Raw genomic sequence first — 20,449 nt, 5'->3', positions numbered from 1 at the left:
AGTAGTGACATTATCATGGTATAAAGGCTAACAGGATGGGCGAGTTCGTCACCTCGGATAACCGGCTCGGTACCTATTTGAAGGACCGTCGCGTGCGGCTCGATCCCGCCGCCTTCGGCTTCGCGCAGGAGAGACGGCGCACGCCCGGCTTGCGCCGCGAGGAGGTGGCGAGCCGCGCCAATATCAGCCCGACCTGGTACACTTGGCTGGAGCAGGGCCGTGGCGGCGCGGCGTCTGCCGATGTGCTCGACCGGATCTCTCGCGCGCTGATGCTGACTGATGTCGAGCGCGAGCATCTTTTTCTGCTCGGTCTTGGACGCCCGCCCGAGGTGCGCTACCGCAGGCAAGAGGGGGTGACGCCGCGGCTGCAGGGCGTGCTCGATGTGCTGGACCCGAGCCCGGCGTTGATCCGCACCGCGATTTGGGACGTCGTCGCCTGGAACCGGGCGGCAACCGTGCTTCTGACCGATTACGGCGCGCTGCCGCCCGAGGAGCGCAACGTACTGCGCTTCATCTTCCTCGATCCGCGTGTGCGTGCCGCCCAGTACGACTGGGAAAGTGTGGCCCGTTTCGTGGTCGCGGCCTTCCGCGTGGACGCGGCCCGCGCGGGTGCTGCGGCCGAGGTCGAGCCTCTCGTCGACGAACTCTGCCGCAAAAGCCCGGAATTCCTGGCGATGTGGAGGGATAACGACGTGCGCACCCACGGCGAGGGCGCCAAACACATCCGCCACCCCATCCTTGGTCCACTCGCTTTCGAATATTCCGCCTTCCAGGTGGATGGCCGGCCGGATCTCAGCATGGTGGTGTACAACCCGGCGACGGCGGAGGATGCGGCGAAGATCAGGGGGTTGGTGGGCTGAGGCGAGTGCGGTTGCTTGAAGGAACCTCGGCAGCGCTTCTATTAATTGTTGCCGATCCGGGAACTCACCGCTGTCCCGGTCGTAAGTGTGGCGGACCGTGCGGAACATTTATGGCGAAGGCGAGCCCGGAGGGAGACCGAAGGGCACCTTCCGACCATCAACGACCGTTGATCGGCGATTTCGGGGCGAGAACGTTTCAAGCATATAGGAGGACATCATGGAAGACAGAGAGCAGCGGTCGGACAAGATGGCCGGGACGCCAGACAGACACCCGGGCCGTGAGCCGCCGATCCGAGAATCGAGCGAGCAGCAAGGCATGGCGCCTAGCGTCTTTGACAAGGACCGCGTCATGCCCATCGGCAAGCCGGGCGTCAGAGTCAAAGGCGACAAGAAGGGGTGATTGGTTTGCCTGATGCCGGTAAACCCGCACGCAGCGGGATGATGATTTTCGTGCTCGTCATTTTCGTCGTCGCCATTCTCCTGGCGCTCGGATATCTGCTGTTTGCCCATCCCGGCGAGGCGCCGTCGAACGCGCCGGCCGTCCAGTCTGCTCCGACCCAGTAGCGGGTTATGTGCGTCCGTCTCGGAGGTGACCGGCCGCCGACATGTCTCACAAGCGCCGGTAGCCTTCAGCTTCGGCGCCTTGAGAGGAGGCTGTCTTCAGCTTTGACGTCGCTAAGGTTAGAGCCAGGGCGAAGCCCCCCGAACGTGACAAAGCTGTGAAATGCTAAATTACTACCTTTGCTAGAAAATTTGTTGACCGAGCCGATCTCAGCTGCTTTCCTCCCGATAGACCAAGGCGAATGGATCTTGAAGGAGATATCCATGACAGTGATAAAACCTGTAGCGGTCGATGATGTCAGCAGCGCTTCCGAGAATGACGTGATCTCGGGCAATCTGCTGGATAATGATCTGGCCGGCGGCTCCGGCAACATGTTCCTCAACTTCTTCGATGGCGAGCGAGTTCTTGCCAAGACGGCCGGGCAGGTCACCGATATCGAGGGCGAACACGGCACGTTCCACATCAAGGCCGATGGCTCCTACACCTATACGCTGAACGAGGCCGCCGAGGTGGGCTTCGTTGACGGAATAACGCTGACGGAGACGATCGGCTACAAGATTTCCGACGGCGCCGGCAATACCGATTTCGGCCATTTCAAGCTCGACATTCATGGGGTCACGAGCCCGCCTGTCGCGGTCGACGACGCCTTCTCCTTCCGCGAACGAAGCGAGATGGCCCGCAACGTGCTTGCCAATGATCACGCGGGAGAGGCGGGCACGCTCTTCCTGCGTTCGGTCGAGGGCACGAGCATTCCTGCCGGTCAGGGGCAAGGGCAGACGACCGACGTGGCGGGTGAATTCGGCATCTTCCATTTCGCAGGCGATGGAAGCTTCACCTACGATCTCAATCCGGCCGTGAAGGCTGGCCTCGATGATGGCGAGCATGTCACCGAGAAACTCCAATATTACAAGGTCTCCGACGGCGCCGGTCACGCAGATGCCGGCGTGATTACTCTGACCGTCGACGGCGTGACGGACGGGAAGTCGTTGAATACCCATCATGTCGAGGCCCAGGCGGAAGTGGTGCGCCCCTTCTTGGACCATTACGAACTCCAGGGGGTCGCGATCGATCCGCTAACCGGCAAGTATTACGTCAGTTCCGGCCATGGTTTCCCAGATGGTCCCATGGTGAGCATTTACGACAACGCCGCGGCATTTGAAGCCGACCATGCCAGCGGCGCCATCTCTTTTGGCGACTATGACAAGGGCGAATATGACATCGGCGGAACCTATTTTTCTGTCCGCGGCGGTGAAATCATCGGCCGAACCAACGAGGCGAGAGGCCAGGAGGATCCTTTCCCCGATCAGACCTATCTCGCAAAATGGGATGCCGCAGACGGATCGCTCGATCAGCGGGGCGATCCAATCCCGGGCCTTATCGGCGAGAATTGGGCGGGTACGTTCGACTGGGGTGGATTCACGGCCGTCAATACGATGCAGGATTCGACTGGCATTTATGTCGTCGGCCGCATCAATGATTCCACCTGGCAGGTCTCCAAAATCGATCCCGAAACGCTGAGCCCGATCGAATCCAAGACCTTCGCCGCCGGCGGGCTCGGCTACGGCTTTGCCGTCGACGGCACCTTCTTCTTCGGCGATTCCTCCAGCAGCGAGCATATCGGCACGGCCTTCGACTTCGAAACCGGGGTCAAGACAACGGTTGACGTCAACATTGCCATACCGGGAGACGACTTGATCACCAACGTGGTCTATGACTCAGCGGTAGATAATCTCTACATCACCAACACCGGGATCGACGAAATTTCCGTGGTGCACAATATCTCGGACGTCCTGTTCGTCTAGCGCATGATGCCGAAAATGCGCGATTTTCGGAAAGCACGCGTCTCCGGCTGCCCCGGCAGCAAGAGCGGCGGGCCGTGCGGAACAAGGATGGCGGCCGACGTCTTCAGCCGGCCGCGTGGACCGGTTTCGGCCGATGATTTGGAACCATGATCCCGCCGTACTGTTTAACTGGGAGGCGCCGAAGCGCCGATAACGGGATGCCGATTGCCGGCCAACCCGGTAATGACGATCGGCCTTTCGGTTCGCCTATGGAGGAACACGACATGCAGACGACCCGATCGAAAGAACTGGCGGACGAATACCTGCGGCTTGGCGGCAAACGGCTGGCGAAGATCGATGACAATATCGTTAAAATCCGCCACTGGGAGGATGACACGCCGGAGGCCGAGGCCTTCTGGCAGAAGCACATTGAGCCGCTGGATGATAAGCGCCGCGTAGAGGTCGAAACGCACCTTCCCACGATCAACGACAGGTGATCGCGAATCAACGACTGGTGATCGCGGCGACTTCCCGGAGCGCATGACATTGAAGCACGACAGCGCTGCGCATCTGAAAAGACGCGGCAGGCTGTCGTGCTTGGATATGTCGCGCCGCTGCGCTTACTGCAGCGTGCGCGTCTGGATCTGTTCGGCGGCGTGAGGCGCGGATGCGGGCAACGGGCTGCCTTCCAGTCCGGTCGCCACCACCGAGACACGGAACTTGCCGTCGAGGCTGCGGTCGAAGATCGCGCCGACGACGATATCGGCATCTTCCTGGACTTCGTCGCGAATGCGGCTTGCCGCTTCGTCCACTTCGAACAGCGTCATATCCGAACCGCCGGAGATCGAGATCAGCACGCCCCTGGCGCCCCGCATTGAGATATCGTCGAGAAGCGGGTTGGCAATGGCGGCTTCCGCCGCCTTCATCGCGCGGCTTTCACCGGAGGCTTCGCCAGTGCCCATCATCGCACGGCCCATGCCTGACATGACCGACTTCACGTCGGCAAAATCGAGGTTGATCAGGCCTTCCTTGACGATCAGATCGGTTATGCAGCCGACGCCGGCATAAAGCACGCGGTCGGCCGTCATAAAGGCATCGGCGAACGTCGTTTTCGCATCGGCGATGCGGAAGAGGTTCTGATTGGGAATGACGATGACCGTATCGGCCGCCTGGCGAAGCGCCTCGATGCCGATTTCCGCCATCCGCATGCGGCGGTTGCCTTCGAAGGTAAACGGCTTGGTGACGACGCCGACCGTCAGAATGCCGGCGGCACGCGCAGCGCGGGCGATGACGGGTGCGGCACCCGTGCCCGTTCCACCGCCCATGCCGGCGGTGACGAAGCACATATGCGAGCCGGCCAGGTGATCCATGATCTCATCGAGCGACTCTTCGGCAGCCGCATGGCCGACCTCAGGCAGCGAACCGGCGCCGAGACCCTCGGTCACATTCGCGCCAAGCTGGATGCGGCGCGTCGCCTTGGAGGTGGCCAGCACCTGAGCATCCGTGTTTGCGGCGACGAATTCGACGCCTGCCAGCTTTTCCGCGATCATATTGTTGATCGCATTGCCACCACCGCCGCCGACGCCGATGACTGTAATATGCGGCCGTAGTCCAGAAATGCCGCTCTTGGCGTCCGACATCGCGCTCTCCTTTGATGCTTCGTTCATGCCCACCCTCGTTTGCGGACGGCGAATCGCGCGTCAGGATACGCGAGCAAGAAGGCAGAGGCGAGGCGAAAGACTCGCGCGGCAATTCGGGATCGTCGAGCGTCGCCTCGGTCATGCGCGTGTTGGAGCGCGCGGCGGCGTTTCCACCCGCACGGAAAAGAAGGCTGCGGCGGCATCAGCGCGTCGTCGTGCTCGCGGCCGTCACCGTCCAGGGACGCTTCGACGACGGCTTCTTGCATGCGAGCCACCTTGTTCGCGAGGATGGACGAACCGAAGCGCTGCGTCTGCCGAAAGGTCCCCCGCACAGACGATTTGGAGATTTCGATCACAGAGGCTGACGGGCGTGAACCAAAGCCGCGCTGCGGTGTTTACCCACGCAGTTGATATCTCCGACACAGGAACGTTCCCATGAAAAGACTTCTTCTCTCAGGCATTGCCCTCGCCGCGCTCTCCGGCGTCGCATTCGCGCAACAAACGCCCATCCCGCCATCGGCCGGCACACCGCCCGCCGTGCCCGAATCCAGCACACCGCCTTCGCCGCCGCCAGCGCCTCCATCTGCCTCCGGTGATGATGGGTCGACGATGGATGGGCCGACGATGGACCGGCCGGACGCGAGAGAACGTCCCGATGGCCCCGATCGCCAATGGCATGGCCCGAGAGGCGAGATGGGCTTCCGCGATGACGGCGGCTTCCGTGGCGACAGGGGCTTCCGCGGTCATCACCCGATGCTCCCGCCGCCCTCCAAGGCGGCGCATTTCCGCATCGAGGACGGCAACACCAGGATCGACCTGAAATGCGCCGAGGACGAACCGATGAAGGCCTGCGCCGATCTCTTGCTCCAGGTCATGGACCGCCTGCAGGGCCAGGACTGATCGTATGCGCGTGAGGCTGATGCTGCCGCACGAGGATGCTGTCGCCCGCGTCTTGCGGGCGGCTTTGGAGGTTATCGGAGGCGTCACTACGACCTGGATCGTAATGATCGGAGAGCGCATGACACGCGTGCCGCCGCTCCATCCGCTCGCAATGCTGGTCGATCCAGCGGCGCGGCGGCCGATCTGGGCCTGCCAGCCCTGTGTCGCCTCTCGAGGCTACATACAGGAGGACATGCTCGACGGCGGCATCGTCGTCAGCGCCAGCGCCATGCATGTCGAGATCAGGCAAGTGCGGTGACGCTGTCGTTTTGACAGCGCACCGGCCGGGCCGAAGCTATTCTTGCGCTCTGAGATATACTTGTGCGATTGTAGTGTAATACATGCGATACTGCATGATGCGGGCGCAGGGGCTTCGATGACATCCGTGAGGGTCAATGAGTTGATAACGGTAGCGGGGCAGCCCGACGCCGCAGGTTTTGCCGCCTTCGCGGCTGATGGCTTTGCCGCCGTCATCAATGCCCGGCCGGATGGCGAGGAGCCGGGGCAGCCAGGCCATACGGCGGAAAAGGCTTCCGCCGCCGCCGTCGGGCTCGCCTACAGCTTCGTGCCAGTGAAGGGGGCCGAGATCACCGAGGCTGATATCCGCGCCTTCCAGACGGCGGTGACGCAGGCGAAGGGGCCGGTCGTCGCCCATTGCAAGAGCGGTACGCGGGCGCTGACGCTCTATGCACTGGGCGAGGTGCTGGACGGGCGGATGAAGCACGGGGATATCGAGGCCTTCGGTCAAAACCTCGGCTTCGATCTTGCCGGCGCGCGCCGCTGGCTGGAAAGGCGGTCGGGGCAGGCGGCTCATGTGAAGGCCTTCTTCGAGCCCCGCACCTGCAGTGTGCAATATGTCGTTTCCGACCCGGCGACGAAACGCTGTGCCATCATCGACCCGGTGCTCGATTTCGATGAAATGTCGGGGGCGACCGGAACGGCCAATGCCGACGCCATCCTTGCTCATATCGAAAGTGAGGGGCTGACGGTCGAGTGGATCCTCGACACGCATCCGCATGCCGATCATTTCTCCGCCGCACATTACATCAAGGGAAAGACCGGCGCGCCGACGGCGATCGGCGTGCATGTCACCGACGTCCAGACGCTCTGGAAGGAGATCTACAACTGGCCGGCGCTTAAAACCGACGGCTCGCAATGGGACCGGCTGTTTGCCGATGGCGACACGTTCGAGATCGGCACGCTTAAAAACCGCGTGATGTTTTCGCCCGGGCACACACTCGCCTCGATCACTTATGTGATCGGTGACGCCGCCTTCGTGCACGACACGGTGTTCACGCCGGATTCCGGAACTGCGCGCACGGATTTTCCGGGCGGCAGTGCTAGCTCCCTCTGGCACTCGATCCAGGCGATCCTATCGCTGCCCGAGGAGACCCGGCTCTTTTCCGGCCACGACTATCAGCCCGGCGGCCGGCACCCGCGCTGGGAAAGCACGGTGGCGGCGCAGAAGCGCGCCAATCTTCATATTGCGGGTGTTGACGAGCCCGGCTTCGTGGCGCTGCGCCAGGCGCGAGACCGCACGCTGCCCAAGCCGAAGCTGATGCTGCACGCGCTGCAGGTGAATATCCAAGGCGGGAGATTGCCGGAGCCGGAGGGGAATGGCCGGCGATATCTGAAGATACCGCTGGATGCGTTGTAGCTGCATGGCGGCGAGGAAATGGCCATCGCCATGACCCTCGTTGCCTATGAAGGCGTGCGGCTTGCCGCAACAGTAGTGCTTCGGTCCGGTGAGGGCGCGTTTTCGGCAGCGGTCGTGGCTGATGTTCTGTTGATCAATTCTCTCGCGGCGATTGGGCTCATCTGCCTGCATGCCGGCGCGGCAGCCGGCCGTGCGCTCGTTGCAAGACAGCCGGGAACGGTGTTGTCTTAGGCTTGAGGCGCCGGAAACCGCATTGTCTCACGCAGCAACTCGATGGCCTCTGAGACCGATGGCCCTTTGACCGATGGCGGCTCTGCGCGTCCGCAGAACTCCCGCCAGACAAACAGCGTCAGTTCCGCGCCGTCCGTTGCGGTTTCCCCCGGTTCCTCTGCGAAATTCTCGAGCAGACGATATCGAGCGTCCCTCCAGAACAACTCCTCCACCCAGTCATATATCGGGATCACATGGAAATGGATCGGATAACCGGGCGCGTGGCCATACCGGCCGATATAGACGCGCTGTGCATTCAATTGCCGTTTCAGCGTACTCTGAGCCCTTGCGAGCAATGGGCCGAATTCGGCCAAAGCGTCTTCAGGCAAATCCGACAGATCGTTGGTGTCGGTCTTGGAGCTGATCATGAGGTAACCGGGAAGGGCGGAGTTCATGCGGTGGTTCACAAGCCATCCGGCCGTCTCGACAACGTGAAAGTGCTGAGGGATTTCCACGGACTGCCTCTTATCCTGAGCACCCTTCAGGGGCTTCGATGAATTGAGCTGGAGACCGGTATTTTGGCGATGTGCGAAAGGGCGCTGTAACACATTGGATTGGTGCATCATTTTATTCTTAAATCGACACCGATTTAAGGTATGGGTTGAGATGGCAGGCGGCAACGGTTATCTCAAGCCGACCGGCAAGCGGATCGTCCGCGAACGACAAGGCGCATAGCTTCCATGATCCCCGATTTCCTCGTCACCCATTCCGGTGGCTTTCATGCCGACGAATTGCTGTCGAGCGTCATCCTGACCCGGCTTTTCCCGCAGGCGCGTATCGTCCGCAGCCGGGCGCCGGAGTGGATCACGCCGGGCGAAGACCGGATCATTTATGATGTCGGCGGAGCCTATGATCCTGCTGCCGGGATATTCGATCACCACCAGCGCGCCGCGCCGCTACGCGACGATGGCCAGCCCTACAGCTCGTTCGGCCTGATCTGGAAGCATTATGGCCGTGATTATCTGGCAGCCTCCAGTCTTCCCGAAGCACATGTGGAAGTGATGCATGGCTCTTTCGACGCCAGCTTCGTGCTGCCGATCGATCTGACCGACAACGGTGCGCTTAGCCCGTCGGGGCCGCTGGCCGGGCTGACACTGCCGGCGCTGCTGGAGACCCTGAAACCGGTTTTCGACGAGACGGACCCTGAAGCCGACGATCACGCCTTCCACGCGGCCCTTGCGATTGCCCGCAGTTTCGTCGAGGCTAGGATCGCCCAGAGTGCCGCAAAATTGCGGGCCGAGGCGATCGTGCATCGGGCAATCGAGGCGGCGGGAGAGGGGCGTGTTCTGGAATTGCCGAGGGGGATGCCCTTCCGTCCCGCCATCGTCAAGGCTGGCGCCGATCACCTGCTGTTCGTCGTTCATCCGCGCGAAAAGGACTGGTGCGTGACCGGCATTCGCCGCGGCGACGAGGGCTTTGAACTCCGGGCCGACCTGCCGGCGACCTGGGCCGGGCTCACCAATGGCGCACTGGAGGCGGTTTGCTGCATAGAGGGGGCGAGCTTCTGCCACAACGGCCGCTTCATCGCCGCCGCGAGGACCCGCGAGGCAGCGCTTTCCATGGCGGAGTTGGCGGTGAACGAGGCGCTTTCGATCGGGGCATAGTCGCGGCAGCTGAGGTGGCGCGGGACCTGCATCATCTGCGCCGGATCCGCCGACATCAGATTGCGTCCATGTGGCCCACTGGAACGGATTGACTTGCACCCGCGAAGGACTAAGCTTTAAGGATAGAACCACTACCCGCACGCGAATGATTGTGGAGGGTGCGAGTGGGTGGCGACCTTTGGGAGGATGAGGTTTGCCATGGATTACCGTGTTGTTCTGCTGATCGCCGCATCCGCTATTACCCTTTTCCCCGGTAGCGCCGGGGCGCAGGCGGGCGATCCGACGGCGGGTGCTGTCGTTTTCAAGAAATGCGCGACCTGTCATATCGCCGATTCCGATACGAACAAGGTTGGCCCGTCGCTGAACGGGCTGTTCGGCCGGAAGGCCGGAACGCACCCTAATTTTGCCTATTCGGCCGCAATGAAGGCGGCCGGAGACGGCGGTCTCGTCTGGGACGAGGCGACGCTACGCGACTATCTGCACAATCCTAAAGCGAAGGTGAAGGGCACCAAGATGGCCTTCGTCGGCCTGAAGGACGACCAGGAGATCACCGATCTCATCGCCTATCTCAAGCAATATTCAAAATGATGGGCAATATTCCAACTGCGGGCATTACTGCAAATGACGGGTCGCGGCCGGTGGCGCGTGCCTAAATTGGCGTAATTGCCGATATTTTCTATCTGTGCGATAATAAAGACGAACTTTTTGCGGAATGCGGTTTCACGGGTCACTGCTCGAGGAGGAGCGGACATGGCTGTCGTGCTGATCCTCGTCCTGATTGTCGTCGGCTCCGTGCTGTTCCATGTGCTGAGCCCGTGGTGGTGGACGCCGATCGCGTCCAACTGGACCTATATCGACAGCACCCTCGTCATCACCTTCTGGATCACCGGCATCGTCTTCGTGGCGGTGGTTTCGTTCATGGCCTATTGCGTCTTCCGCTTCCGGCACAAGCCAGGCAACCGGGCGCATTACGAGCCCGAGAACCGCAGGCTGGAATTGCTGCTGGGAGGGGGAACGGCGGTCGGCGTTGCGGCGATGCTGGCGCCCGGCCTGATCGTGTGGAACCAGTTCATTACGGTGCCCAAAGATGCTGCATCGGTCGAGGTCGTCAGCCAACAGTGGCAGTGGAGCTTCCGGCTGCCCGGAGCCGACGGAAAGCTCGGCCGGGCCGAGACGCGCGACGTCACCCCCGAAAATCCGCTTGGCCTCGACAAGAATGATGCAAGCGGCCTTGACGACGTCATCATCGAGGGCGGCGAGCTGCATCTGCCGATCGGCAAGTCGGTGCACATCTTGCTGCGTTCGGTCGATGTGCTCCATGATTTCTACGTGCCGGAGTTCCGCGCCAAGATGGACATGATCCCCGGCATGATCACCTATTTCTGGTTCACGCCGACCCGGACGGGGACCTTCGAGATTCTCTGCGCCGAACTCTGCGGCGTCGGCCATCCGCAAATGCGCGGCACCGTCGTCGTCGACGAGGATGCGGACTACCAGACTTGGCTCGGGCAGCAGCAGACATTCACCCAGTTGACAGCGTCATCGGGAGAACCGCCGCCGGCAAACTGAACCGGCGTAGCGGTCACAGATCGCTTGCCGGTTCGGTTAACCGGCGGGGAAAGGGAAGAGAGATCATGGTCGAGATTCCATCCGGCAACATCCCATCCGCTGAAGTCGAGGATGTCGAGCTCTATCATCCACATAGCTGGTGGACGAAATATGTGTTCAGCCAGGATGCGAAAATCATCGCCGTGCAATATTCGATTACCGCCATCTCGATCGGCCTGGTGGCGCTGGTGCTCTCCTGGTTGATGCGGATTCAGCTCGCCTTTCCCGGCGCTCTCTCCTTCATCGATGCCGATCACTATTACCAGTTCATCACCATGCACGGCATGATCATGGTGATCTATCTCCTGACCGCGCTCTTCCTCGGCGGCTTCGGCAATTACCTCATTCCGCTGATGGTCGGCGCCCGCGACATGGTGTTTCCCTATGCGAACATGCTGAGCTACTGGATCTATCTGCTTGCGGTGCTGATCCTCGTTGCCGGCTTCTTCGCCCCCGGCGGCCCGACAGGGGCCGGCTGGACGCTTTATCCGCCGCAGTCGGTTCTGTCAGGCACACCCGGCGGCAAGGACTGGGGCATCCTCTTGATGCTCTCCTCTCTGATCGTCTTCATCATCGGCTTCACCATGGGCGGGCTGAACTATGTGGTGACGGTGCTGCAGGGGCGGGCGCGCGGCATGACGCTGATGCGGATGCCGCTTACCGTCTGGGGCATTTTCACCGCCACCGTCATGGCGCTGCTTGCCTTTCCCGCCCTTTTCGTCGCCTGCGTCATGATGCTGTTCGACCGCGTGCTCGGCACCAGCTTCTTCATGCCCGCCATCGTCGAGATGGGCACGCAGCTGCAGCATGGCGGCGGCAGCCCGATCCTCTTCCAGCACCTGTTCTGGTTCTTCGGTCATCCGGAGGTCTATATCGTTGCTCTACCCGCCTTCGGCATCGTTTCGGATCTGATCAGCACGCATGCGCGCAAGAACATCTTTGGCTATCGCATGATGGTCTGGGCGATCGTCATCATCGGTGCGCTGAGCTTCGTCGTCTGGGCGCACCACATGTATGTCAGCGGCATGAACCCGGCCTTCGGCTTCTTCTTCGCCACCACGACGCTGATCATCGCCGTTCCGACGGCCATCAAGGTCTATAACTGGGTGCTGACGCTCTGGCGCGGCGACATCCACCTGACGCTGCCCATGCTCTTTGCACTCGCCTTCATCGTCACCTTCGTCAATGGCGGCCTGACCGGCCTCTTCCTCGGCAACGTCGTCGTCGACGTGCCGCTGTCGGACACGATGTTCGTCGTCGCGCATTTCCACATGGTCATGGGGGTGGCGCCGATCCTCGTCATCTTCGGGGCCATCTATCACTGGTATCCGAAGGTGACGGGACGCATGCTCGACGAGGTGCTCGGCCAGATCCACTTCTGGATCACCTTCCTCGGCACCTATGCAATCTTCTTCCCGATGCATTATCTCGGCCTGCTCGGGGTGCCGCGCCGCTATTTCGAGATGGGAGAAACGGCCTTCGTTCCGCCTTCGGCCCATACGCTGAATATCTTCATCACCGTCATGGCGCTTGTTGTAGGGGCTGGGCAGATGGTGTTCCTGTTCAATCTGGTCTGGAGCCTTTTCCGGGGCAGGGAGGCCGGCGGCAATCCATGGCGGGCAACGACGCTCGAATGGCAGACGCCGCAGACGCCGCCCGCCCACGGCAACTGGGGCAAGGATCTGCCGGTCGTCTACCGCTGGGCCTATGACTACAGCGTGCCCGGGGCGACCGAGGATTTCATTCCGCAGAATGTGCCGGCAAGCGACGGCATCACCCGGGAGGTTCCGGCATGAGCGTCGTGCTGATCTTCCTGGCCGCCATCGCCGCCATCATGATCTGGTGGCTTTCCGGGCAGCGGTTGACCTCGAAGCCCTGGCTCGAAACCGGGTCGGTGCAGATGCCGGATCATATCGGCACTGAGCGGCAACAGCCGCCGGCGGTGAAGATCGGCCTCTTCGTGTTTCTCGGCGTCGTCGGCGCCGTCTTCAGCCTTGCCGTCAGCGCCTATTTCATGCGTATGGCGTCGGCCGATTGGTGGGGCATGCCAATCCCCCGGCTGCTCTGGGTGAACACCGCAGCACTCGCCTTGAGCAGTGCGGCGCTGCAATGGGCGAGACGAGAGGCGGGGCAGGGCCGCATGGAAAGCCTGCGGCCGGCGCTCATGACAGGACTTGGCCTTGCCGTCTTCTTTCTCGCCGGGCAGATCCAGGCATGGCGGGAGCTAACGGCGGCCGGCTATGTGCTGGCCGATAACCCCGCCAACAGCTTCTTCTACATGCTGACCGGCCTGCACGGCCTGCATATCCTCGGCGGACTCGCCGTGCTCACGCATACGACGGTCAGGGCATTTTCAACCGACGTCACGCCGGACAGGCTGCGCCTCAGCGTCGATCTTTCCGCCATCTATTCGCATTTCATGCTCGCCGTCTGGCTGCTGCTCTTCGCGCTCTTTGCCGGCTGGGCGAATGATTTCGTCGATCTCTGCCGCACCCTTCTGAATTAGGAGCTTTGCAGATGGCACAGACTATCGAGACACACGGCGAGCCAGGCCTCAGGCCGGCCGGTCTGCGCGGTGTCGCGGCCGATTTCAGCTCGGATCAGCGCGCCTTCAAGACCGCCTCCTGGGGCAAGGCGATGATGTGGATCTTTCTCTTGAGCGACACCTTCGTCTTCGGCTGTTTCCTGATCGCCTATATGACCGCCCGCATGTCGACGCCCGTTCCATGGCCCAATCCGAGCGAGGTCTTTGCGCTCCATATCGGCGGCCAGGACGTGCCGCTGATCCTGATTGCGATCATGACCTTCGTGCTGATCTCGAGCAGCGGCACCATGGCGATGGCGGTCAATTTCGGCTATCGCCGCGACCGCCGCACGACGGCGATCCTCATGCTGCTGACAGCGCTTCTCGGCGCAACCTTCGTCAGCATGCAGGCCTTCGAATGGACGAAGCTGATCACCGAAGGGGTGCGCCCCTGGGAAAACCCGTGGGGGGCGGCACAGTTCGGATCTACTTTCTTCATGATCACCGGCTTTCACGGCACCCATGTCACGATCGGCGTCATCTTCCTCATCATCGTCGCCCGCAAGGTCTGGCGGGGCGATTTCGATGTGGAACGGCGCGGCTTCTTCACCAGCCGGAAAGGCCGCTACGAGGCTGTCGAGATCATGGGCCTCTACTGGCACTTCGTCGACCTGGTCTGGGTCTTCATCTTCGCATTCTTTTATCTGTGGTGAGGTCGTCATGAGCGAGACAACGGCGCATGCACAAGTCCAAACGGTGCATGCACAGGCACACACCGGACAGCAGCATCCGCTCCGGCTCTATTTCCTCGTCTGGGGCCTGCTCTTCGTGCTCAGCGCGGGGTCCTACATGGTCGATTATCTCGGCGTCCAGAGCTACTTGAGGTGGACGCTGATCCTGGTGTTCATGATGCTGAAGGCCGGGCTGATCGTCGCCGTCTTCATGCACATGGCCTGGGAACGGCTGGCGCTCGTCTACGCCATCCTGCTGCCGCCGCTGCTGGTGCTGGTTTTCGTGGCGCTGATGGTGTCGGAGGCGGACTATACGATTTTCACGCGGGTGGCGTTCTTTGGGACGGGGCCGTAGGGTCGGTTGGACAAGATCGATTTCGGTCATGACTCAGGAAATCCGGCTCTTTGGCGCTATTGCGGTCCGACCTGCCGTCCTTGCTCTCATATCCCGGTTCGAAACTGCCACAGGATTCACGGTTGCGGTCAAGTGGGAGCTCAATCCTGTCGTCAAGAAGCAGATTGAAGCCGGGGAAGCTTTTGACCTCGTCATCACCAATCCGAACCTGGTTGAGGATCTGACCGCCTTGGGAAAAGTCAAGGCGGGGAGCGAGGTCGCGTTCGGCCGGATCGCAATGGGGGTAGCGGCCAAGGCAGGCAATCGGCCGCTCGACATTGGGTCGGTGGGAGCATTCAAACATGCGTTGAAGAGCGCCAGATCAATCGCCTACGCCAGTGAAGGAAGCAGCGGCGCCTATTTCTCCGGTTTGCTGGAAAGCCTGGGAATTGCCGATGAGGTGAAGCCCAAGCTGGTGGCCATATCAGGAGGGCAGACAGCGGCGGCCATCGGCCGTGGCGAGGCCGAGTTGGGCGTCGTTCCCGTGACGTCGATTCTCGCCGCTGCTCCCGAGGTCATGCTTATGGGTCAATTTCCGGCAGAACTCCAAAGTTACATCGACTTCGCCATCGGCATCAGCGCTGATTCAACCGACGCAGACGCTGCCGAGCAACTGTCGGAATTTCTGACGTCAATCGCCGTCGACGACATCCTGGCGGCAAAGGGCGTCGAGCGCCGTCACCGGGCAGGCGCAACGCTCAAGAGAGCCTCATCCTGAGGTGCCCCGAAGGGGCCTCGAAGGACGAGGCAGGTGTTCCGGCGTTAGATGCAATGGCGCAAGAAGCGGCGCTGCGGCGTGTCCTTCGAGGCGATCCTTTGGATCGCAACGTACAAGGATGAGGCGCGTTGGAGAATGCCGCGATCTGGCGTGGGCAGCTATCGGGCGATCTCCGTTGCCATGCTTCTTCGATCAACCTGTCGAAGATGGGTCGTTCCCCTTCTTTTCCCAGGATCGCAGTGCACGCCATAGCACCGTGTTGTCTGCATAACCCAGCACACTGGCAATCTCGGACATCGGTGCGGCATGTCGGTCGCCGAGATAGTGGGCGGCAAGTGTCTGGCGGTGCTGGCGAACGAGATCGCGAAGCGACACGCCTTCCTCCGACAGCCGGCGCTGCAGGCTTCGCGGCGACATCTTCAGTTCGGCGGCAAGGGTTGCGACCGTCACCGGCTTGCGGCCGAGATAGATGCCGATCAGAGCCTGGACCTTTTCCGTGACGATATCGCCGGCCGCTGGCTCGTTGACCAGATCGCCGATATGCCGCTCCAGGATCTCGACCAGGCTTTTGTCTTCCGCACGGTGCACACGATCAGCCTCCGCCCTGTTCATGACGATCCGGTTGCCGGATTGGGCAAACAGGATGGGCGCGCCACAGATGCGTTCCAGCACAGCGGCGTCGCGAGGGGCGTGATGCTCGAGTTGGATTTCGATCGGCCGCCAGCCACGGCGGAAGCACGAGCGGACGAGTTGACAGGAGGCGGCGATCGTGAATTCGCTGTCCTGCCGGCGCGGCCACATCGCTGGATCGACGATCCGGTAGCTCCAGACAAAATCGCCATTTTCCTCGAACACGCCGGAACTGGTCGCGCCTTGTACCGCGTTCACATATTTCGACAGCCGTTCGAAAGCGCTGCGAATGGTCGGCGAGAGCGCAAAGAGCATGCCGATGGGGCCGATGTCGGCGGGCTTGAACCCGGTGCCCATGCGAGCTCCCAGTGCCGGTTCGCCGGTTATCGTCGCGGCCTCCTCGAACAGCGCGACATAACGCGCCATGGGCAGGACAGCGTAGGGATCGTCCAATTGCGAGCGCAAAATGCCGTGCGAAGCGAGAAGGAGGTCGGTTTTCCCGGATCTTTTATCGATTTGTTGCACCAGCGGGATCAAGACGGAGGCTCGAATTGAAGCAACTGTGGGCATGCGGCTGATCAAATGCGATGCAACTGCCATTTTCAGCGTCTCCGGTGACCGTCGTGGCGCGAATTATCGATTCATTGGCATAAACTGCAATTTCGGGGCCAGATCGCCGCGCTTACCTTCTTGGCAACAAACAAGCAAAGAGGGGTTCTCCATGACACTGGAAGCAAGCATGCCCGCACCATTATCGCCGGAGCGTCGTCTGGCCAGGAACTCGGTCGGCCTCGCCCACATCGTGTTCTTCGTCGTTGCCGCGGCCGCGCCGCTCACGGCCGTCGTCGGCGCTTCGCCGGCTGCCTTTGCTTTTGGCAATGGCGCCGGCGTCCCCGGCGCTTTCGTGCTCGCCGGCCTGCTTTACCTGCTCTTCTCGGTCGGCTTCACCGCCATGAGCCGGCATGTAGGCGGGGCAGGCGCTTTCTACACCTATATCACCCATGGCATCGGCAAGCCGGCTGGCGTGGGTGGCGCCTTCATGGCGCTGGTCACCTATAGCGCGGTTCAGATCGCCATCTACGGCCTGTTCGGTTTCTTCATGGCCAATGCCATAGCGCCCCTCGGTTTGGTCCTGCCCTGGTGGGCTTGGGCTTTCACAGCACTGGTCGTCGTGCTGGTCTGCGGTCAGCGCAACATCGCCTTCTCAGGCGCGATCCTCGGCGTCTGCATGATTGCTGAAATCGCCATATTGCTGGTTCTGGATCTTGCGATCGTCTTTTCAGGTGGCGGACCGGAAGGCATCAGCTTCTCCTCCTTCATGCCATCGTCGGTCTTCGCGCCCGGCCTTGGTGCGGCGCTGGTCTTCGTCATCGGTTCGTTCATCGGCTTCGAAGCTACGGCCATTTTTGGCGAGGAAGCCGAAAATCCGGAAAAGACCATTCCCCGTGCCACCTATGTCGCGGTGCTGCTCATCACACTCTTCTATGCCTTCTCCACCTGGGCAATCGTGCAATTCTACGGTCCAAGCAAGGTGCAGGCCACTGCTGCTGCCGGCCTTGACAGCTTCTACTTCGCCGCCGCCAATTCCGTGCTCGGCGCATGGTCGAGCCAGGTGATGAATGTGTTGCTGATCACCAGCCTGTTTGCCTGCATTCTGTCCTTCCACAATACGCTCAACCGCTACTTCTTCGCCCTGGGCCGTGAAGGCCTGGCCGCACAGGTGCTCGGCAAGGTTCACGGCAAGCATGGCTCACCCTATACTGCGGGTCTGCTGCAAAGTCTGATCGCGGCCATCGTCCTTGCCCTATTCGTCATCTTCGGCGCCGACCCCTACACTGTCGTGTTCTCGTGGATGGCAGCGCTTGCAGGTATCGGTATCTTGCTGGTGCAGGTGCTGGTCTCCGTCGCGATCGTCATGTTCTTCCGCAAGACGCCGAACGGATATAGCGCCTGGACCACGATGATCGCTCCGGCGCTGGCGCTGCTTGGCCTCGTTGGTTCGCTGGTGCTGGTCAGTTCCAATCTTTCACTCCTTTCCGGCAGTGAAAGCCCGATCGTCAAGGCTTTCCCCTATGCCATGGTGCTGGTGGGCATTCTTGGCGCGCTGTTTGCGGTCCAGATCAAGAGATCCAAGCCCGCTCTCTACGCCTCCCTTGGAAAGGTCTTCGAATGAGTGCCGTTTTCGAACTTGCACCCGTCGATCGCCTTCTCGTTCTCGCGGTCGCGATCCTTGCCGGCGCAACATTGCTGGTTGCCATTGAGGCGCACGCCTTCTGCTCAGTGTTCTGCATTCATCGAGGCACGATGATGATCGAGACGCAGATCTGCTCCGGTCGATCCTGATCACCGCAGCTAGCGGCGCGCCATGGTGCGTCGTCTCTTCCGAAACCAAGAGGCCCAAAACCAAAGAGGTATATCCATGGACGCCGTTGTCGCAGTCACCCATCCGCTCGATCCTCTGAGCCTCGACGAGATCGCTTCTGCCGTTGCCATACTCAAGGATACGCAGACACTCGCACCCACCTTCCGCTTTCCGATAACCCGGCTGGAGGAGCCGACCAAGGCGGATCTTGCCGCCCATCGCTTGGGCGACAGGCTGCCGCGCCTCGCCTTCATCCTGGCGTTGGATATCAGCAATGGCGAAACGTTCGAGGGCATCGTAGACCTGACTGCCGGCACGGTGTCCTCCTATATCCGGCTGCCTCTCGATGAATTGCCTTATGGCCAGCCGCCGGTCATGCTGTGCGAGTTCGAAACCGTTGAAGGCACCGTCAAATCCGATCCGCGCTGGATCGCTGCCGTCAAGAAGCGCGGCATTACCGACGAGGATATTCCGCTCATCCAGATCGATCCTTTTTCCTCGGGCTATTTTGGCCGCGAATTCGAGAGGGGAAAGCGCATCGTCCGCGCCGTGTCGTACTGGCGCGAGGATATCCGTGACAACGGCTACGCGCATCCGATCGAGGGCGTGGTGGCGGTGGTCGATCTGATCACCAACCGAGTGGTCGATCTCGTCGACGATGAGAAGATCATTCCGGTTCCGAGGAAGAAGCGCAATTATGGCCGCGAAACCTTCCCGGAACCGCGGCCCGATCTCACGCCGCTGTATATCGTTCAGCCGCAAGGGCCGAGCTTTACTGTCGACGGCTGGAAAGTCGAATGGCAGAACTGGAGTTTCCGTGTCGGTTTCACCCCGCGCGAGGGCCTCGTTCTGCATGAACTCGGCATCAGGGATCAGGGCAGGCTGAGACCCGTCGTCTTTCGCGCCAGTATCACCGAAATGGTCGTGCCCTATGCCGATCCGACAGCGAACCACTATTGGAAGAGCGCCTTCGATGCCGGCGAATATGGTCTCGGACGCCTGGCCAATTGTCTCGAACTCGGCTGCGACTGCCTCGGCCATATTCACTATTTCGACGTGCCGGCGGCGGACGATTTCGGCCAGCCTTTCATCATGAAGAATGCCATCTGCATGCATGAGGAGGATTACGGCATCCTCTGGAAGCATTACGAATTCCGCAACGGTGTTTTCGAAGTGCGCCGTTCGCGCCGCCTCGTCATCTCCTTCTTCGCAACCGTCGGCAATTATGATTACGGCTTTTACTGGTATCTCTACCAGGACGGCGCGATCCAGCTCGAAGCCAAGCTCACCGGCATCATCCAGACGGCGGCGGTCGCGACCGGAGAAACCTATCCATGGGGCGGCATGGTCGATGACAATCTCGGCGGTCCGACCCACCAGCATTTCTTCAATGCGCGCCTGCACATGGATGTCGACGGCGGCGACAATACCGTGACCGAACATGAGTTCGCGCCGCGTCCCCGGGGTGAGGATAATCCCTATGGCAATGTCTTCGACACCAGGAGCCGTGTGCTGAAACGCGAACTCGATTCGCCTGCACTCGCCAATGGCGAGACCGGCCGTTACTGGAAAGTCTCCAACACCAACATAAAGAACAGCGTCGGCAAGGCGCCGGGCTACAAGATTGTCGTCATGCCGTCGCCGGTCATGCTTGCCCAGCCGGATTCGACCGTTGCCCAGCGCGGCGGTTTCGCCAAGAAACACATCTGGGTCACGGCCTTCGATGCCAAGGAAAAATATGCGAGCGGCGATTATCCGAACGTGCATGCCGGTGGCGACGGCCTGCCGAGTTACGTCAAGCAGAACCGCGAAATCGAGAATGCCGATATCGTGTTCTGGCATTCCTTCGGCCATACCCATGTCTGCAAGCCCGAGGATTTTCCGATCATGCCCGTGGAATATGCCGGCTTCACGCTGAAACCGAACGGCTTCTTCGCATCCAACATCGCCATGGACCTGCCGCCGGAAGGAAACAGCCAGAGTGTCGACAATCGCCTGCAACGTTCGGCCGATGACACCGGAAATGGTTCCTGCTGCCACATGTAGCTGCAATGCTCGACGGCCTGGCCCACGACTAACATCTTCCCGGTGAGGCGAGGCGCTGTAGAGATACAGAATGTGTGCCCTACTGTCCCACCCCCGGAGGCTCCCTATGGCTGGGGGTCTTCT

22 protein-coding genes and 1 pseudogene are annotated in these 20,449 nt (G+C 61.1%); 20 read left to right on the top strand and 3 right to left on the bottom strand.

Features of this window, described 5'->3' with window-relative positions; translation table 11 throughout:
• Nucleotides 1-35 precede the first annotated feature (35 nt).
• The 5 genes from N2A41_RS13040 (at nucleotide 36) to N2A41_RS13020 (ending at nucleotide 3,700) form a co-directional block, all read left to right on the top strand.
• The gene (locus N2A41_RS13040) at nucleotides 36-860 is read left to right on the top strand and encodes a helix-turn-helix transcriptional regulator (RefSeq protein ID WP_260108955.1); all 825 of its coding nucleotides are present in this window, start codon (nucleotides 36-38) and stop codon (nucleotides 858-860) included.
• 217 nt (nucleotides 861-1,077) lie between these two features.
• The gene (locus N2A41_RS13035) at nucleotides 1,078-1,260 is read left to right on the top strand and encodes a hypothetical protein (protein WP_162116136.1); all 183 of its coding nucleotides are present in this window, start codon (nucleotides 1,078-1,080) and stop codon (nucleotides 1,258-1,260) included.
• A gap of 38 nt (nucleotides 1,261-1,298) precedes the next feature.
• Nucleotides 1,299-1,424 (top strand): hypothetical protein, encoded by a 126-nt coding sequence (locus tag N2A41_RS13030; protein WP_017964882.1) that lies wholly within the window; start codon nucleotides 1,299-1,301, stop codon nucleotides 1,422-1,424.
• Nucleotides 1,425-1,685: 261 nt separating this feature from the next.
• A complete protein-coding gene (locus N2A41_RS13025; protein WP_170255112.1) occupies nucleotides 1,686-3,224 on the top strand; it encodes an Ig-like domain-containing protein in 1,539 nt (512 codons plus the stop codon).
• 197 nt (nucleotides 3,225-3,421) lie between these two features.
• Complete coding sequence (locus N2A41_RS13020) at nucleotides 3,422-3,700, top strand: hypothetical protein (protein WP_017964880.1); 279 nt, start codon at nucleotides 3,422-3,424, stop codon at nucleotides 3,698-3,700.
• 123 nt (nucleotides 3,701-3,823) lie between these two features.
• Here N2A41_RS13020 and ftsZ read toward each other — a convergent pair whose 3' ends face one another.
• On the bottom strand, nucleotides 3,824-4,843 hold the full coding sequence (gene ftsZ / locus N2A41_RS13015; RefSeq protein ID WP_017964879.1) for a cell division protein FtsZ: 1,020 nt from the start codon (nucleotides 4,841-4,843) through the stop codon (nucleotides 3,824-3,826).
• Nucleotides 4,844-5,278: 435 nt separating this feature from the next.
• Between ftsZ and N2A41_RS13010 the strand changes: the two genes are divergently transcribed.
• The 4 genes and pseudogenes from N2A41_RS13010 to N2A41_RS12995 form a co-directional block, all read left to right on the top strand.
• A complete protein-coding gene (locus N2A41_RS13010) occupies nucleotides 5,279-5,743 on the top strand; it encodes a hypothetical protein (RefSeq protein ID WP_260108954.1) in 465 nt (154 codons plus the stop codon).
• 4 nt (nucleotides 5,744-5,747) lie between these two features.
• Nucleotides 5,748-6,041 carry a hypothetical protein gene (locus tag N2A41_RS13005; RefSeq protein WP_260108953.1) on the top strand — a complete coding sequence of 98 codons (294 nt, stop codon included), beginning with the start codon at nucleotides 5,748-5,750 and terminating at the stop codon, nucleotides 6,039-6,041.
• A gap of 117 nt (nucleotides 6,042-6,158) precedes the next feature.
• Entirely contained in the window at nucleotides 6,159-7,439 is a 1,281-nt protein-coding gene (blh, locus tag N2A41_RS13000; RefSeq protein WP_260108952.1) for a bifunctional sulfur transferase/dioxygenase Blh, read from the top strand.
• A 39-nt stretch (nucleotides 7,440-7,478) separates the two neighbouring features.
• Nucleotides 7,479-7,670, top strand: a pseudogene (locus N2A41_RS12995) (hypothetical protein); the annotation flags it as partial.
• Here the strand turns inward: N2A41_RS12995 and N2A41_RS12990 are convergent.
• Nucleotides 7,667-8,164, bottom strand: a complete 498-nt coding sequence (locus N2A41_RS12990) for an HIT family protein (RefSeq protein WP_260111052.1) — start codon at nucleotides 8,162-8,164, stop codon at nucleotides 7,667-7,669. The pseudogene N2A41_RS12995 and the gene N2A41_RS12990 overlap by 4 nt on opposite strands.
• Nucleotides 8,165-8,389: 225 nt before the next feature.
• On the opposite strand from N2A41_RS12990, the gene N2A41_RS12985 reads away from it, so the two are divergent.
• From N2A41_RS12985 to N2A41_RS12950, 8 genes are all read left to right on the top strand, one after another.
• On the top strand, nucleotides 8,390-9,313 hold the full coding sequence (locus N2A41_RS12985; RefSeq protein WP_260108951.1) for an MYG1 family protein: 924 nt from the start codon (nucleotides 8,390-8,392) through the stop codon (nucleotides 9,311-9,313).
• Nucleotides 9,314-9,511: 198 nt separating this feature from the next.
• Nucleotides 9,512-9,901 carry a c-type cytochrome gene (locus tag N2A41_RS12980; protein ID WP_260108950.1) on the top strand — a complete coding sequence of 130 codons (390 nt, stop codon included), beginning with the start codon at nucleotides 9,512-9,514 and terminating at the stop codon, nucleotides 9,899-9,901.
• 162 nt (nucleotides 9,902-10,063) lie between these two features.
• Nucleotides 10,064-10,882, top strand: a complete 819-nt coding sequence (locus N2A41_RS12975) for a cytochrome c oxidase subunit II (RefSeq protein WP_017964870.1) — start codon at nucleotides 10,064-10,066, stop codon at nucleotides 10,880-10,882.
• Nucleotides 10,883-10,947: 65 nt separating this feature from the next.
• Nucleotides 10,948-12,717: a cytochrome c oxidase subunit I gene (gene ctaD, locus N2A41_RS12970; RefSeq protein ID WP_170280784.1), complete on the top strand. Its 1,770-nt coding sequence runs from the start codon at nucleotides 10,948-10,950 to the stop codon at nucleotides 12,715-12,717.
• Nucleotides 12,714-13,427 carry a cytochrome c oxidase subunit 3 gene (locus N2A41_RS12965; RefSeq protein WP_260108949.1) on the top strand — a complete coding sequence of 238 codons (714 nt, stop codon included), beginning with the start codon at nucleotides 12,714-12,716 and terminating at the stop codon, nucleotides 13,425-13,427. The genes ctaD and N2A41_RS12965 overlap by 4 nt, the downstream gene beginning before the upstream one ends.
• An 11-nt stretch (nucleotides 13,428-13,438) precedes the next feature.
• Nucleotides 13,439-14,158, top strand: coding sequence for a heme-copper oxidase subunit III family protein (locus N2A41_RS12960; protein ID WP_170276504.1), 720 nt, complete (start codon nucleotides 13,439-13,441; stop codon nucleotides 14,156-14,158).
• 7 nt (nucleotides 14,159-14,165) lie between these two features.
• Nucleotides 14,166-14,531 (top strand): cytochrome C oxidase subunit IV family protein, encoded by a 366-nt coding sequence (locus N2A41_RS12955; protein WP_170262336.1) that lies wholly within the window; start codon nucleotides 14,166-14,168, stop codon nucleotides 14,529-14,531.
• A 28-nt stretch (nucleotides 14,532-14,559) separates the two neighbouring features.
• On the top strand, nucleotides 14,560-15,288 hold the full coding sequence (locus tag N2A41_RS12950; protein WP_260108948.1) for a molybdate ABC transporter substrate-binding protein: 729 nt from the start codon (nucleotides 14,560-14,562) through the stop codon (nucleotides 15,286-15,288).
• Nucleotides 15,289-15,480: 192 nt separating this feature from the next.
• Here N2A41_RS12950 and N2A41_RS12945 read toward each other — a convergent pair whose 3' ends face one another.
• Nucleotides 15,481-16,518 (bottom strand): AraC family transcriptional regulator, encoded by a 1,038-nt coding sequence (locus N2A41_RS12945; RefSeq protein WP_260108947.1) that lies wholly within the window; start codon nucleotides 16,516-16,518, stop codon nucleotides 15,481-15,483.
• Between the two features lie 121 nt (nucleotides 16,519-16,639).
• On the opposite strand from N2A41_RS12945, the gene N2A41_RS12940 reads away from it, so the two are divergent.
• The 3 genes from N2A41_RS12940 (at nucleotide 16,640) to N2A41_RS12930 (ending at nucleotide 20,326) form a co-directional block, all read left to right on the top strand.
• Nucleotides 16,640-18,091, top strand: coding sequence for an APC family permease (locus N2A41_RS12940; RefSeq protein WP_260056348.1), 1,452 nt, complete (start codon nucleotides 16,640-16,642; stop codon nucleotides 18,089-18,091).
• Nucleotides 18,088-18,261 (top strand): hypothetical protein, encoded by a 174-nt coding sequence (locus N2A41_RS12935; RefSeq protein WP_017964862.1) that lies wholly within the window; start codon nucleotides 18,088-18,090, stop codon nucleotides 18,259-18,261. Before N2A41_RS12940 ends, N2A41_RS12935 begins: the two co-directional genes overlap by 4 nt.
• A 76-nt stretch (nucleotides 18,262-18,337) precedes the next feature.
• Nucleotides 18,338-20,326, top strand: a complete 1,989-nt coding sequence (locus N2A41_RS12930; RefSeq protein WP_260108946.1) for a primary-amine oxidase — start codon at nucleotides 18,338-18,340, stop codon at nucleotides 20,324-20,326.
• The last annotated feature ends 123 nt before the right edge of the window (nucleotides 20,327-20,449 follow it).

It is taken from the genome of Rhizobium sp. SRDI969 (assembly GCF_025152725.1).
GTDB lineage: Bacteria > Pseudomonadota > Alphaproteobacteria > Rhizobiales > Rhizobiaceae > Rhizobium > Rhizobium leguminosarum_I.
The sequence above is the reverse complement of the archived record's forward strand: the minus strand, read 5'-3'. Positions and strand labels throughout refer to the sequence as shown.